The organism is Methylophilus sp. E2MeOHC9, assembly GCF_058744375.1.
Genome location: NZ_CP196024.1, coordinates 2,437,499 through 2,453,647 on the forward strand (window position 1 = coordinate 2,437,499; position 16,149 = coordinate 2,453,647).

Annotated in this window: 12 protein-coding genes; all 12 read right to left on the reverse strand. The window is 51.3% G+C overall.

From position 1 onward, the window contains the following. Positions 1-17: 17 nt before the first annotated feature. Positions 18-2,597: a DNA gyrase subunit A gene (gene gyrA, locus ACSSVF_RS11775; RefSeq protein WP_442586361.1), complete on the reverse strand. Its 2,580-nt coding sequence runs from the start codon at positions 2,595-2,597 to the stop codon at positions 18-20. A gap of 251 nt (positions 2,598-2,848) precedes the next feature. After that, a complete protein-coding gene (locus ACSSVF_RS11780) occupies positions 2,849-4,036 on the reverse strand; it encodes an O-succinylhomoserine sulfhydrylase (RefSeq protein WP_492403634.1) in 1,188 nt (395 codons plus the stop codon). Between the two features lie 209 nt (positions 4,037-4,245). Continuing rightward, positions 4,246-5,781 (reverse strand): amidophosphoribosyltransferase, encoded by a 1,536-nt coding sequence (gene purF / locus ACSSVF_RS11785; protein WP_442586359.1) that lies wholly within the window; start codon positions 5,779-5,781, stop codon positions 4,246-4,248. Between the two features lie 31 nt (positions 5,782-5,812). Continuing rightward, complete coding sequence (locus tag ACSSVF_RS11790; protein ID WP_492403636.1) at positions 5,813-6,331, reverse strand: CvpA family protein; 519 nt, start codon at positions 6,329-6,331, stop codon at positions 5,813-5,815. Between the two features lie 8 nt (positions 6,332-6,339). Next, complete coding sequence (locus ACSSVF_RS11795) at positions 6,340-7,116, reverse strand: SPOR domain-containing protein (protein WP_492403638.1); 777 nt, start codon at positions 7,114-7,116, stop codon at positions 6,340-6,342. A 63-nt stretch (positions 7,117-7,179) separates the two neighbouring features. Then, positions 7,180-8,481, reverse strand: a complete 1,302-nt coding sequence (folC, locus tag ACSSVF_RS11800; protein ID WP_492403640.1) for a bifunctional tetrahydrofolate synthase/dihydrofolate synthase — start codon at positions 8,479-8,481, stop codon at positions 7,180-7,182. Next, the gene (accD, locus tag ACSSVF_RS11805; RefSeq protein ID WP_442586355.1) at positions 8,481-9,344 is read right to left on the reverse strand and encodes an acetyl-CoA carboxylase, carboxyltransferase subunit beta; all 864 of its coding nucleotides are present in this window, start codon (positions 9,342-9,344) and stop codon (positions 8,481-8,483) included. Before accD ends, folC begins: the two co-directional genes overlap by 1 nt. 30 nt (positions 9,345-9,374) lie before the next feature. Continuing rightward, positions 9,375-10,175: a tryptophan synthase subunit alpha gene (gene trpA, locus ACSSVF_RS11810; protein WP_492403641.1), complete on the reverse strand. Its 801-nt coding sequence runs from the start codon at positions 10,173-10,175 to the stop codon at positions 9,375-9,377. A 30-nt stretch (positions 10,176-10,205) separates the two neighbouring features. Beyond that, entirely contained in the window at positions 10,206-11,408 is a 1,203-nt protein-coding gene (trpB, locus tag ACSSVF_RS11815) for a tryptophan synthase subunit beta (RefSeq protein ID WP_442586353.1), read from the reverse strand. A 27-nt stretch (positions 11,409-11,435) separates the two neighbouring features. Then, a complete protein-coding gene (locus ACSSVF_RS11820) occupies positions 11,436-12,080 on the reverse strand; it encodes a phosphoribosylanthranilate isomerase (protein WP_492403643.1) in 645 nt (214 codons plus the stop codon). An 18-nt stretch (positions 12,081-12,098) separates the two neighbouring features. Next, the gene (truA, locus tag ACSSVF_RS11825; RefSeq protein WP_492403645.1) at positions 12,099-12,872 is read right to left on the reverse strand and encodes a tRNA pseudouridine(38-40) synthase TruA; all 774 of its coding nucleotides are present in this window, start codon (positions 12,870-12,872) and stop codon (positions 12,099-12,101) included. Positions 12,873-13,071: 199 nt separating this feature from the next. Then, positions 13,072-15,948, reverse strand: a complete 2,877-nt coding sequence (locus ACSSVF_RS11830; RefSeq protein WP_492403647.1) for a motility hub landmark protein FimV — start codon at positions 15,946-15,948, stop codon at positions 13,072-13,074. Positions 15,949-16,149 lie beyond the last annotated feature (201 nt).

Below are 16,149 nucleotides of genomic sequence, written 5' to 3' on the forward strand. Positions count from 1 at the left end.
GTTACTCTTGGATCTGGTTACTCTTCGTTTCCGTCTTCTTCGCCTTCAACTTCGTCGGTTTCTACAATCTTCTCTAAACCGGAAAGTTTCTCGCCTTCACCCAGGTTAATCAGCGTCACACCTTGTGCCGCACGCCCCATATCGCGGATCTCTTTCACGCGGGTACGGATCAAGACACCACCAGTGGTGATCAGCATGATTTCGTCATCAGCCGTCACCAGTCTTGCCGCAACAGCCAGGCCATTACGTTCGCTGATGGCAATGGCTTTCACACCCTGCGTACCGCGGCCGGAGTGACGGAACTCTGACAGTACCGTGCGTTTACCATAACCGTTTTCAGTAGCCACCAGGACAGATTGCTGGTCATTCTCGGCAATCAGCAAGGAAAGCACGCGCTGTTTAGCCGCCAGTTTCATGCCACGTACGCCACGGGTTGCACGACCCATAGGACGCACATCATCCTCGGTGAACCAGACCGCTTTACCACCATTGGATACCAGCACAATGTCATTCTTGCCATTAGTGACTTCGGCACCGATCAGGTAATCGTTATCATCGAGGTTGATCGCGATAATGCCGGATTTACGTGGGTTGGAGAATTCGGTCAACGCCGTTTTCTTCACTGTACCCATAGAAGTGGCCATGAATACATAATGGTTCTCGTCGAACTCTTTCACCGGCAGGATGGCGTTGATCTTCTCGCCCTCTTCCAGCGGGAACAGGTTCACGATCGGTTTGCCACGGCTGACACGGCTGCCTTGCGGTACTTCATAGACTTTGAGCCAGTAGACACGGCCACGGCTGCTGAAGCACAAGATGTAGTCATGCGTGTTCGCTACAAACATCTTGTCGATAAAGTCATCTTCTTTAGTCGCTGCAGCCTGTTTGCCACGGCCACCACGGCGCTGGGCGCGGTATTCATCCAAAGGCTGTGATTTCACATAGCCAGTGTGCGACAAGGTCACCACCACATCTTGCGGCGTGATCAGGTCTTCCAGCGACAGGTCTTGCGTATTGTGTTCGATCTCGGAACGGCGTTTGTCGCCAAACTGTTTCTGGATCTCGTTCAGTTCTTCGACAATAATGGCTGTGACACGCTCAGGCTTGGCCAGGATGTCCAGCAAATCGGCGATGATATCCATCACTTCTTTGTATTCGGTGACGATCTTGTCTTGTTCCAGGCCAGTCAGGCGTTGCAGACGCATCTGCAGGATTTCCTGTGCCTGCACATCTGACAAGCGGTAGCCATTTGGTGTCAGGCCAAAGTCTACCGATAAGCCTTCTGGGCGTGATGCTTCCATGGCTGCGCGTTGAAGCATTTCTTCCACCACGGTGGAATGCCAGTCACGGGCCATCAATTCTTTTTTCGCTTCCGGAGGCGTTGGCGCAGCCTTGATGATGGCAATCATCTCATCCACATTGGCTAACGCAACAGCCAGGCCTTCCAGTACATGACCACGGTCACGCGCTTTGCGCAACTCGAACACGGTACGGCGCGTCACCACTTCACGGCGATGGCGCAGGAAAGCTTCCAGCATCTGCTTCAGGTTAAGCAGGCGTGGCTGGCCGTCCATCAGGGCGACCATGTTCATGCCGAACGTATCTTGTAACTGGGTTTGCTTGTAAAGATTGTTGAGGATGACTTCAGGCACTTCGCCACGCTTCAGCTCGATCACCACACGCATGCCGGATTTGTCCGATTCATCGCGCAGATCAGAAATACCTTCGATCTTCTTCTCGTTCACCAGCTCGGCGATCTTCTCGATCAGGGTTTTCTTGTTGACCTGATACGGCAGTTCATCAATGATGATGGACTGGCGACCGCCTTTATCCAGGTCTTCAAAGTGGGTACGACCACGCATGACCACACGGCCACGGCCAGTGCGGTAACCCTCTTTTACGCCGACTGTGCCGTAAATAATGCCCGCAGTTGGGAAATCAGGTGCAGGAATATACTCAATCAGTTCATCAATACTGATTTCAGGATTTTTCAGCAAGGCAAAACAGCCGTCCAGCACTTCATTCAGGTTGTGCGGCGGAATGTTGGTCGCCATACCCACAGCGATCCCCGAGCTGCCGTTGATCAGCAGGTTAGGGATACGGGTAGGCATGATCAGCGGTTCTTGTTCGCTGCCGTCATAGTTAGGGCCAAAATCGACGGTTTCTTTCTCGATATCCGCCAGCAGTTCGTGTGCGATCTTGGACATACGGATTTCCGTATATCGCATCGCCGCTGCGTTATCGCCATCCACCGAACCGAAGTTACCCTGGCCATCGACCAGCATGTAACGCAGGGAGAAATGCTGCGCCATACGCACTATCGTGTCATATACCGCCGTATCACCGTGCGGGTGATACTTACCGATCACGTCACCGACAATACGCGCAGATTTCTTGTATGGCTTGTTATAGTCATTGGACAGCTCGTGCATGGCGAACAGCACACGTCTGTGTACTGGTTTGAGGCCATCACGCACATCTGGTAAAGCACGACCAACAATCACGCTCATGGCGTAATCAAGATAACTGCGGCGCATCTCGTCTTCGAGACTGATAGGCAGGGTTTCTTTAGCAAACTGATCGGGAGACTGACTCATTCTTGACCCATTTTATAGTTAAAAGTTATCTCGCGATTTTAGCATATTTAGCTGGCTCTGGCTGGTTTAAACACGGCTAAAAGGGCCCAGATTGTGCCTGCGGGCAAGAAAACGACCACGAGAAACAAGAATTGGAATCTCCGGCTTTTGAAACGCAGCGGTGACGTGATGTAAAACTGTGCACAAATGAAAACGGTTTATCGCAATGCCTACTGATGGCAGTACGATAAACCGCTATTTTTGAAACGAGATTAAGCCTGGGCCAGCAATTTCAAATCGGCTTTTAAATCTTCCACATGCTCCAGCCCTACCGCAATACGCACCAGGTTATCCCTGATGCCAGCTTCTGCACGCGCTTCCGCCGTGACGCGGCTATGCGTCGTCGTGGCCGGGTGCGTGATGGTCGATTTTGCATCGCCCAGATTGGCGGTAATCGAAATCAGCTTTGTCGCATCTATCAATTCCCAGGCGGCTTCCTGCTCACTTTGCCCAGCCCGCGGCTTGACTTCAAAGGTGACGATACCGCCACCCAACCTTTGCTGCTTTTGCGCCAACGCATATTGCGGGTGCGACGGCAAACCAGGGTAATACACACGTGCTACGCGCGGCTGTTGCTCCAGCCATTGCGCGATTGCCAGCGCACGTAATGCGTGTGCTTCCATACGTATCTGCAGGGTTTCCATGCCTTTGACGAACACCCAGGCATTGAAAGCACTCATGGTGACACCAGCCGTGCGCAAAAAGCCATAAACCGGCTCCATCAGTGTCTTGTTACCCAAAACCGCGCCACCCAGCACCCTGCCCTGGCCATCGATGTATTTAGTCGCCGAGTGGATCACAATGTCTGCGCCCAGTTTTAACGGTTGTTGCAATGCCGGGGTGCAGAAGCAATTATCAATCGCCAGATAGGCGCCTGCAGCGTGCGCCACCTCCGCCAGCCTGGCGATATCGCCAACTTCGGTCAACGGGTTTGAAGGCGTTTCGGCAAAAAACAATTTGGTATTCGGTTTGGCCGCCGCTTTCCATGCTTCAACATCTGTCAACGATACCAACGTCACTTCCAGGCCCCAACGTTTGAGGATATTGGAAAACAGTTGTACCGTGGTGCCAAACACACTGCGTGATGCAACCACATGGTCACCAGCGCTGCAAATCCCCATGATGCAGGCCAGGATAGCAGCCATACCGCTGGCGGTCGCCACACATTGCTCTGCGCCTTCCAGCGCGGCCAGTTTATCCTGGAACATGGACACGGTCGGGTTAGTGAAGCGGGAGTAAATATTGCCGGGCTCAGTCCCGCCGAATCTGGCAGCTGCCTGTGCTGCATTCTTAAAGCGGAAACTGGAGTTCAGGAAAAGGGCTTCAGAGTTTTCACCAAACTCAGTTGTCAATGAGCCAGCGCGTACTGCCAGTGTTTCCAAATGGTATTCATCGTTCATATATCTTAATCTTCCAACTATCTTGAATCTTTCAATAAAAACTAAAGACAATAAAAAACCCGCTTTAGCATTGCGCTAAAACGGGTCTTTGGGCTCTCGCTTTAGCAGGATTTATAATGCGCTCGCAAGCTGAGTTCGGCTTCGGTTAAAGTTCGCCACTCAAATCAGCGCATTTTCATTAAACGCCTTTTGCAGGCGCCTGTCAAGGCTTACTCCACGCCCACTAAATCGGTCGATAACAAATTCAAATCCAGCTGGGTGGTGGAGTTTGGCGGTGGTTGTTTTTTATTGAAATCGCTACGTGCTGCCTCTATACGGTTCAGGTACGCTGCATCCACATCACCGGTGACATATTTACCATCAAAACAGCTGCAATCGAACTCAGTCAGATGTGGGTTCGATTTGGTGATGCTTTCTCTCAATGCATCCAGATCCTGGTAGATCAAGGCATCGGCGCCGATTTCAGCACAGATTTCTTCGTCCGTCCGGTTGGTTGCCAGCAATTCATCACGGCTAGGCATATCGATACCGTACACATTCGGGTAACGCACCGGTGGCGCGGCAGAAGCGAAGTAGACTTTATTGGCGCCTGCATCACGTGCCATTTGCACGATCTGTTGTGAGGTGGTGCCACGCACTATTGAGTCATCGACCAGTAAGACGTTTTTACCTTTGAACTCAATACCGATAGGGTTGAGTTTCTGGCGTACAGATTTTTTACGCAATGCCTGGCCAGGCATAATAAAGGTACGGCCGATATAGCGGTTTTTGATAAAGCCTTCACGGTAATCCAGGCCAAGTGAAATGCCTAATTGCAAAGCACTTGGGCGGCTGGTATCCGGGATGGGGATCACCACGTCAATTTGTTTATCTGCCCATTCGCGCTTGATTTTCTCACCCAGCAAAGTACCCATATCCAGGCGTGTCTGGTACACAGACACGCCATCAATGACAGAGTCAGGGCGCGCCAGGTATACATATTCAAAAATACAGGAGGTCAGTTTAGGATTAGTGGCGCACTGACGGCTGAACAAGTTGCCATCCATATCAATAAACACGGCTTCGCCAGGCTCAACATCGCGCAGCAACTTAAAGCCCAGTACATCGAGGGCAACGCTTTCAGAAGCCACGATGTACTCGACCCCCTTGCTGGTTTCCTGTTTGCCGATCACCAATGGGCGTATGCCGTGCGGGTCACGGAAAGCCAGCAGCCCGAAGTTGGCAATCATGGCGACCACGGCATAGGCGCCTTTGCAACGTCTGTGCACACCGGCAACGGCATCAAATACCATATCGCTGTTCAGCAAAGCACTTTTTGAAGTGGCTTCAATTTCGTGTGCCAACACGTTGAGCAATACTTCCGAGTCTGAGCTGGTATTGATATGACGCAGATCTTGCCTGAACATTTCAGACTTCAATTGCTCAGAATTGGTCAGGTTGCCATTGTGGCCAAGCACGATACCAAATGGAGAGTTCACATAAAAGGGTTGCGCTTCTGCCGCACTGGATGAGCCAGCGGTAGGATAACGCACATGGGCGATGCCCACATTACCGGCCAGATTGCGCATATGGCGGGTATGAAATACGTCTTTTACCAGGCCATTATTTTTATGCATATGGAAAGTATTCCCATCGCAAGTCACGATCCCTGCTGCGTCTTGCCCGCGATGCTGTAGCACCAGCAACCCGTCATACAACAACTGGTTCACCGGGTTTTTACCTACAATACCGATAATTCCACACATAGCGACATCCTATCCAAGACTAGATTACAAATTAAATGAGAGACTCATCCGCCTGCTGATGTTCCAAATGCACATGCTCAGCAATACTAGATGGTACCCACGGCAGCAAATTCAAGACCAGCACTTCAACTGGTGCACTCAACATGGCATTAGTCCAGCGTGCGTCCTTGGGAATATCGGTCATCGCAGCCAGCATCGCCAGTATGCAGACGATCAACACCCCTTTGGCCGCACCGGCAAGGCCGCCCAGCACGCGATTGAGGCCGCCTAAACCCACCGCTTTGATCAGCGTAGTGAGTAATAAGGCACACAAGGTGCATAAAAATAGCACCGATAAAAACACGAACAGGAACGCAGCGATCGCTTTCACCGCTTCACCAGGCACTTGCTCCGGGATATAGCTGATGACCTGGCTATTAAACTTGTTTGCCAGATAAAACGCCAGCACCCAGCCTATGACTGAGAAAAGTTCACGGATAGCACCGCGCATCAATCCAACCAGAATGGAAAAGCCAATAATACCCAGGACTAGATAATCAAAAATGGTCATTGCCTGATTCAGGATTTACTCGCCACAATGCCGCTAAACCCGGCCGCTTCCAGCTTTTTCAACGCGGCACCGGCTTCATTACGTGTCGCATACGTCCGCGACCGTAGCCGTAACTTATGGCCGGCAGCATCTACATTATCGGTTGCCGCTTCAAAACCGGCCTGTTTTAACCTGGTTTGCAGCTTTTCCAGATTGCTGGGGTCAGAAAACACGCCAAACTGCACATAGAACTTCCCTGATGTTTTATCGGAAGAAACTGGCTCTTCTTTAACCACAGGCTTGCTCGCCGCCACTTTGGGTTCAACTTTGGGTTCAACTTTGGGTTCAACTTTGGGTTCAACTTTGGGTTCAACTTTGGGTTCAACTTTGGGTTCAACGATTTGAACGGGTTTGGTTGGTGCTGGTTCAACGGCACGGGCAGGTTCTGCTTGTGCTGTTTTAGCGGGTGCGGGCGGGGAAACAGGGGCGGTTGCAGGCACTACTTCAATACGTGCAACGGGTGTTTCTACAGTAGACGTTGTTTTAGCTGAGGTACTCGCCGCAGGGGTCGCCTCTACATCAAGTTCGACATCTTCGTCTGGCAGTTCGAGTATAGGTTCGCGGTTAGCCTGCTGATTGACAACGGTAATTTCAACATCGTCATGTGCAGGTTCTACCACCCTGTCTTTCAATACGAAAGGCAATACAATTAACATCAAAATAACCAGGGTGATGGCGCCCACCAGCCGCCTGCGGGCCGTTTTTTTGAGTACCAGTTCCTTGTCTGTCAAACTATCTCTTGCCATATTGTTTTAAATTCTCACTCAGATCATTTCACATCTATTAAGCCAAATCACTAGCCTAAAAACCTAGTTTGGTGAAATCCATTGGTCAGGTGTTATTTCCAGAATGGCAGCCACGGTAAAGAATGAGCCGAACACGATAATTTTATCATTTTTTGCTGCTTTTTTATAACAGCTTCGCAATGCTGCTGGCAGGTCAGCATGGACTTTCAATTGCTGCTCAGCAACCTGTTGCGCCAGGCATGCCTGCAAATATTCCACACTAGCGGCACGCGGATGTTGAATCGGTGCAATATCCCACTCATCAATCACGTCATGCAAGATGTCGACCACACCGGCGATATCCTTGTCTGACAGCATGGAAAACACCGCAAATACTCTGCTGCCATCTGCACTCAGCTGTTGCAAGTTGCGCCGCAAGGCGCGCGCCGCATGCGGGTTGTGTGCCACATCCAGAATCACATCCGGCGAGCGCTGCCAGTATTGAAAACGGCCAACGACTTCAGTGGCCGTCAGGCCTTGCCGCAAATCATCTTCTGTCACTTGCAGCCTGGCTTGCAAAGCACGCACGGCATAAATCACGCTCGCTGCGTTTTGCCATTGGTAATCGCCAAACAACTTTAAAGAACCGATTGCCAATGTGCCCTGTGCATCCTGGTATTGCGCCTCTTGTTGCTGATTGAAATCTATCCTGTAATCCACGCCCAAGCGTTTTAATGACACGCCCAGTGTTGCTGCGTGGTTCAGAAGTGAGACTGGAGGCTGTACATCACCGCAAATGGCCACCTGGCTTTTACGGTAAATCCCCGCCTTTTCATGCCCTATCAACTCACGCGTATCGCCCAGGAACTCCATATGATCCAGGTCCACATTGGTGACTATCGCACAGTCAGCATCCACGATGTTCACCGCATCCAGGCGGCCACCTAGCCCTACTTCAAGGATCACGATATCCAGCGGTTGTTGCTCAAATGCCCATAATGCTGCCAGCGTCCCCATCTCGAAATAAGTTAAGGAGATATCCTCACGTGCTAACTCGACAGCAGTGAACGCAGCACACAACAACTCATCGCCGATCAAATCTCCATTCAATCGTACACGTTCCTGATACTGCACCAGGTGCGGTGAGGTATAACAGCCAACACGATAACCGGCCATGGCATAAATGCGCTCCAGCATGGCACAGGTCGACCCTTTGCCATTCGTCCCTCCCACCGTGATGACGGTAAAAGGAAATGCCAGCTGCAGGCGCGCTGCGACAGCCTGCACCCGCGACAACCCCATCTCTATTGATTTGGGATGTAATGATTCAATATAGCTGAGCCAACCCTCGACTGTGACAGGCAGCTCGGGCAAGGGAGGCGACATCAGGCAACTTTAGAAATATTCAGGAAACTGGCTAACAGCTGGCTTAACTTCGCGCGCATTTCACGACGGTCAACAATCATGTCAATGGCGCCATGCGTCAACAGGAATTCAGCCCGCTGGAAGCCTTCTGGCAAGGTTTCCCGCACAGTCTGCTCAATCACGCGTGGGCCAGCAAAGCCGATCAGCGCATTTGGTTCAGCCACGATCACATCGCCTAACATGGCAAAACTGGCAGACACGCCGCCCATAGTCGGGTCAGTCAGCACAGAGATATAAGGCAAGCCTGCCTCTGAAAGTTTAGTCAGGGCGGCACTGGTTTTGGCCATTTGCATCAACGACAGCAAGCCTTCCTGCATACGTGCGCCGCCACTGGCGGATACGCAGATAAAAGCAGATTTGTGCTCAATCGCTGCTTGCACGCCGCGGACAAAACGCTCGCCCACCACAGAGCCCATAGAGCCACCCATAAACTTGAATTCAAATGCGGCCACAACCACAGGCACACGTTCAACAGTGCCACGCATGACAATCAGTGCATCTTTTTCTTTGACATCACGCTGCGCAGTACGCATGCGTTCCGCATAAGTCTTGCTATCCTTGAATTTCAAGGCATCCACTGGCGTGACATCGGCGCCGATTTCAACACGATTCTCCGCATCCAGGAACACATTCAGTCGTGCGCGGGCACCCAGCCTGTGATGATGCGCACATTGTGGACACACCTCAAGGTTGGCATCCAGGTCGGTACGATACAACACCGTTTGGCAGGCATCACATTTATGCCAAAGCCCTTCTGGCATATTGCGGCGCTCACCGCTGACCGCACGTTTAATTTTTTGGGGAATCTTATCTAACCAGCTCATATTTTCTCCTGCTTGTCTCGTGTGATGACCCTAAACGGAGTCAATCGCAGTACGTAATTCTTTCATCAAGGCCTGTACATTCGTAATCAGGTTATTCGCATCTGACTGCTCAATGGCAAGTACCATCCGGCTACCCACGACCACCGCATCAGCAATCACGGACACGTCACGCGCTGTGGCTGCATCTTTCACGCCAAAGCCCACGCCAATTGGCAACGTCGTGCTCTTGCGTATTTCTGTCACCCGTTTTTTGACTTCGACGATATCCAGGTTACCTGCACCGGTCACGCCTTTGAGCGAAACATAGTAAAGAAAGCCTGTTGCCTGTTTGACGATCAACTCAGTACGCGCTGACTCTGTAGTCGGAGATAACAGAAAAATACTGTCGATACCCGCTTGCGCCAGTTGCTGGTTGAACTCTTCACACTCTTCAGGCGGATAATCGACTGTTAACACGCCATCGACACCGGCTTCTTTGGCCAGTGTGACGAATTGAGCCGCGCCCATTGCTTCTATCGGGTTGGCGTATCCCATCAATACAATTGGCGTTTTCTGGTTGGTTTCGCGAAAATCCTTCACCATTGCCAGCACTTTACGTAAACCCATTTTGTGTACCAGGGCACGCTCACTGGCACGCTGGATCACCGGGCCATCGGCCATCGGGTCAGAAAATGGCACACCCAGCTCAATCACATCGGCACCGGAAGCGACCAGGGCATGCAGCAAAGGTACGGTCTGATCGGGATGTGGATCACCCGCAGTAATGTAGGGAATCAGCGCTTTTTTACCTTGCGCTTTGAGTTCTGCAAAAACCGATTGAATGCGAGACATAGCTAAGAATTCTTTTTTTAATGGATGAGGCTAAAGCGTAATATTAGAAAGTTTCGCCACTGTATTAATGTCCTTGTCACCCCTGCCTGACAAATTCACTAACACCGCTTGATCCGGTGACATGGTTCTAGCCAGCTTCTCGCCGTAGGCCAAAGCATGGCTGGATTCCATAGCGGGAATAATGCCCTCGGTGCGACACAACTGGTGAAAAGCATTCATCGCTTCGTCATCAGTAATGGCCACATATTCGGCGCGCTTGATATCTTTTAACCAGGCATGTTCAGGGCCCACGCCCGGGTAATCCAGGCCAGCAGAGATAGAATGCGTTTCAACGATATTGCCATCGGCGTCCTGCATCAGGTACGTGCGATTGCCGTGTAATACGCCAATCGGGCTGTTTGCCGTCAATGGCGCAGCATGACTGCCGGTTTCAAGGCCATGACCTGCCGCTTCCACACCAATCAGGCGCACGCCTTCTACGTCGATATAAGGGTAAAAAATACCCATGGCATTAGAGCCACCGCCGACACAGGCAACCACCGCATCTGGCTGGCGACCTATCATCTCCTGCATCTGCTGTTTGGCTTCGATACCGATCACGGCCTGGAAATCACGTACCATCATCGGGTAAGGATGCGGACCAGCGACAGTGCCGATAATGTAAAACGTATTGGAGATATTGGTAACCCAGTCACGCATCGCTTCATTCAATGCGTCCTTGAGGGTTTTAGACCCGCTTTCCACCGGGATAACCGTAGCTCCCAGCAGTTTCATGCGGAATACATTGGGCGCCTGACGCTTGACATCTTCTGCGCCCATATACACCACGCATTCAAGGCCCAGCCTGGCGGCAATGGTGGCTGTGGCAACGCCATGCTGGCCGGCGCCTGTTTCAGCGATCACACGCGGCTTGCCCATGCGTTTGGCCAGTAACGCCTGGCCTATCGTATTGTTGATTTTGTGCGCGCCGGTATGGTTCAAATCTTCGCGCTTGAGGTAGATTTGTGCGCCGCCGATTTTATCGGATAAGCGTTTGGCGTGATAAATCGGGCTGGGACGCCCTACAAAATGTTTGAGGTCGTAAGCAAACTCAGCCAGGAACTCAGGGTCGTGACGATACTTTTCGTACATGACCCGTAATTCTTCCAGGGCTTCTACCAGGGTTTCTGCAACAAACACTCCGCCAAATGGACCAAAATGGCCCCGCTCGTCTGGCATGTCATACACTTGCATGCGCTACTCCGTATATCATTTTGTTATTCAAACCGCCCTATTGCGTACTGCATCATGCTGCAAAACCTGCTGCATGAATGCTGCTATTTTCTCGGGGGATTTAATCCCCTTTTGTGCCTCAACCCCGCCACTGACATCCACGGCATAAGGCTGAACCTGCTGTAATGCCTGCGTGACATTGTCAGGATTTAGCCCACCGGCCAGAATGACCGGCTTTTGCAAGCCTGCTGGAATCAATGTCCAGTCAAATACCTGGCCTGTGCCACCGACTGCTTTTTCTGAAAAAGTATCCAGTAACAAGGCAGAAGCCGACGTAAAATCAAGCTCGCATTGTATCAAATTTACATCCGGTTTAACGCGGATTGCTTTGTAATATGGCAGATTAAATTTCTCGCAATAGTCTGCCGCTTCGTCCCCGTGAAACTGCAGGCAATCCAGTGCAGTCGTAGCTATCACCTGCTGCAGTTCACTGACAGCAGCATTCACAAACAGGCCGACTGTGCTGATATACGGCGGCAATGTTTTGATGATCGCCTGCGCCTGTGCCGCAGTCACTGCGCGTGGACTAGGTGCATAAAACACAAAGCCGAGTGCGTCTGCACCGGCATCAATGGCAGCCCATGCATCCTCTTGCCGTGTGATACCACAGATTTTAACCCTGGTTCTTTTCATCTTTCTCATTCACTTTGTTTAATCCCAGCTGGCTTCGCAGGCTGGCAATTGCCAGGCGGCATCATAGGTCACGCCGGTAAAATACAAGCCATCGGGCATAAATGTCGGCGGCGAAAGCGTCCTGTCCTTTTTTTGCAGCAATGCGCTAAATGCGGACACATCCAGCTTACCCTGCCCTACATAGACCAGCGCCCCCACCACATTACGGATCTGGTGTTGCAGGAAAGCATTCGCCTGAAAACTGAACACGATATACTGGCCTTGCTGGTTCACCTCGGCTTGGTGCATGGTCCGGATAGGAGAACTTGCCTGGCACTCACTGGCGCGAAAGGCGCTGAAGTCATGTTCGCCCAATAGTAACTTGATCGCTTGCTGCATAGGCTCAATATCCAGAGGCCTATGATACCAGCCCACCCGCCCATGCTGGCTGGCCGGTGCCACAGCATGGTTATAAAGCACATACTGGTAACTGCGCGCCCTGGCGCTGAATCTGGCATGGAAGTCGTCAGCCACCTCGCATGCCCAACGCACCCGCACCCAAGGTGGCAGGTGTGCGTTAGTGCCGCGTACCCAGGCTGTTTGCGGCCGCTGTGCCGCTGTCTCGAAGTGGGCAACCTGCATCAGCGCATGCACACCGGAATCGGTGCGGCCAGCAGCGTGTAACCTTACTTTTTCATCGGTGACCAATGCGATGGCACGTTCAAGTGCATCCTGAACGCCACGGCCATTTGGCTGGCTTTGCCATCCCTGAAAATAAGCACCATGATATTCAATGCCAATCGCAATTTTCATGGCGCATAGTATAAGGGCTGTCTGGCATAACACCTAATGATGAGCCCCCTTAACCATGCATCTATATGCATGCCCGGCGTTTACATACTTAACCAGGCATTATCTATCTGAACAAGATCAACCAGGTGAACTCACTTAGTTTTTGACACGCTTGCAAGGCCTGTCAAAAAAGAAAAAGGCCAGTTGCCCGGCCTGATGGTTATGCGACTTTTTCAAGCAGCTCGCTGGCACGCTGTCGCTGGCGCTCGCCGCCTTCGCTAAGCACCTCTTCGATCAGCTCTTTCGCGCCTATCATATCTTCCATATCGATATAGGCCTGAATCAAATCCAGCTTGGTATTCACCTCTTCCGGTTCACCATCGAACTCCGCAACACTCTCTTCTGGCTGGGCACCTACATCAAGTGAAATCTCAGGGAAAGTACTTTCCGTAGTGAAGTTATCTTCAGGAACACGGCTTAACCTATCATCGGCAGCATCCAGGCTGATTTCTTCAATCTCAAGCGCATCCTCTTCTTCCTGCGCAGCATTGAAAGCGGTATCGTTAGGACCACCCAGCTCAAGCGACAACTCAGGCAAAGATTCAAATACTGCATCATCGGATGAAAGTGTCTGTTCGCCAGTAGTTGCTTGCGTTCTATCCGGACGGCGATTTTCAAAACCTGCAATCTCTTCATCCAGATTCAGGGAAGGTAAATCCAATGACTTGGGCGTCAGTTCAGCATCACTTTCTGTATACAACTCAGGAGCAGCTTCTGCTGTGCTAAGCGGCTCAATACTGAAATCACTGTCTTCGGGCACATCTAATACAGAATTACTTTCCAACGGCTCTGCATCCAGCGTCTTTTCTTCTGCCAAGCTTGGCAAAGGCTCTTCCAGTGATGTTTCGGCTAAGGTTGATAAAGTATCTGCTGGCTCATTTTTTTCTAAAGGCTCATCCTTTAATTCAGCATCAGCAGGTATGCTGAAATCTGTCTGCAACTCAGCAACTTTCTCCTGCGCTGGCTCATTCACCGGCTCGATTAATGATTCGCCGTCAGCAATAGAAGGCTCAGTCACGCTTCTTGCTGGCTTGTCAGTTGATTCAAACTCAAGCGCAGGCGCTTCGAAATTAAAGTGATATCCCTGCTCGGCATTTTCCGCTTCAACCACAGGTGATTCAATGACTGTGTTATCCAGCGCGGGCATTTGGTAAAGCGAATTCTCCGGATCCAGTTTTTGCCCCATCACAACCACTTTAGACCATGTCTGGTCGCTAGGGCCGACGTTGGCATACACTTCACTTGCCAGTGATTCAAACGCGCCTTTATTATTGGTATTCTGATAAATTTCAAGCAGCTTCAGTTTGAGTTCCTGGCGTTCAGGGTCTTTCTGGATGGCATCTTTAAGAATCTCCTCAGCCTGCGCATCACGGCCATACGCCATATAGACTTCAGCTTCCGCAATCGGGTCAACATCATGCGAATCAATCATGCCGCCGACACCACTTTGCGAGAAGTCCGTCAGGAAAGAGGTATCGCCCGAGGCCGCTTGCGTATCCCCAAACACGGTATTGTTCTGCATTTCAGTGGCAGGCGAAGTCAGAATCGCATCTTCAAAGGTATCGATTTCTTTTTTACGGCGGATACGGATAAGTGCCCAAACGCAGATCAGTATCGGTAATGCGATCAAGGCCCATGGCAATACAGGGCTGATGTTTTTAAGACGTTGCAGCAACACATGCATAAATGAAGGTTGCTCAGCTTCAATTGTCGGTTCTGCTGCAGTTTCAGGCACAGGCGGTGCTAATTCTGCCGCTGGGGCTGGTTGTGTCTCCGTTGGCACAGGCTTGTTTTCAGCGGCCGGTGTTTGCGCCTCTGGAGTAGCCGGGGCCTCAGATTTTGGCTCTGGAGTAGTCGCTTGCGCAGCGTTCTTCTCAGCCTGTGACAAGGCATTATTCTTCAATTCCATCAGCTTTTTCATGTCCGCTACCTGCTTTTCCAGGGCTGCGGCACGAGATTGCTCTTCCTTGATGGCGTTTTCTTTAGCGGTAGCTTCTTCCTGCGCTGCATTTGCTGAAGCCTTGGCAGCTGCTTTATCGGTCTGCGTGCCAGACTTTTCATCGCCTGCGGATAGCTTCAGTACATCTTTAGCCGCCGGTGCCTGCGGCGCAGTTTTCTCCTGCGCACTGCCGATTTTGCCTGCGGATTGTTGTGTGTTGCCGCCGGTTTCACTGGCGGCAGAATTTTTGACTACGTTAGACAAGGCATTTTTATACGCCAGCCAGTTCGTGTTGTGCTCAGCCACCAGGTTTTTCGCTTGCTGATTGCTGATGGCATTCAAGGTAGCCTGGTCCGGCATGCGGATGATCTTGCCTACTTTCAGGCGGTTGATGTTTTTACCATCGAACGCATCCTGGTTAGAACGGTACAAGGCTGCCAGCATTTGCTCTACGCTGACATTGTCCGGTTTCATTTGCCGGGCAATGGCATATAAAGTATCGCCGCGCTCTGTGGTCAATGGATCTGGTGTGGCGAGATTGTCTGCAGGCGGCTCAGGCGGCGCGCTTGGCTTAGGCGTTGCTGCGCGTTGCGCTACTTGTTTTTTTACGGGTTGTTTGCTTGCTTCAGGTTTTTCAGCCTCTGCAATCGGCGCGGCGGCTTTAGGTGCCTCTGCCGAGACTGGAGGTTGGCCGGTGACCGGCAAGCCTGAAGATTCCGACACATAGTTTGAATTGAATCCGGGCGGGTCCAGCAGTAAGGTATATTCTTTAACCAGTCGGCCAGTCGGCCAATCCACCTGGATCAGCATATCCAGAAAGGCTTCTGTGATTGGTTGTGAACTGCTGAGTTTGAGGACAGGCTGGCCTTTGCTGTTGTTGCCAACCTCGATCTGGATATAAGGGTAAGAAGCAGGTTTTTCCAGCATCTGATCCTGATACACCTGGTCCGCGGCCAATGCCGCCTGGATAGTGCTTAACTCCCCCGGATTAACAGCCAGCAGTTCAATTTCTGCATTCAATGGCTCACCCAGTTTCGAGCTGGACGTCATCGTCCCCAGACCGGCAGCATGTGCGGTGATGACTGCGCTCAAACTCAAGGTTAAGGCTAATTTTTTTAATTGAAATTTATGCACCCGTGTTAACCCTTATCAATTCATGGCGTCTGTGAACATAGCACCATTCAGTAAGCCACGCAAGCGCGCCACCTGCCGTCTGGATGCTACAAAATTGCCTAAATAAAACTCTACCACCCATTAAACTATATTGCATGCAAAATAAAAGCCCGAAAAGACCATGAT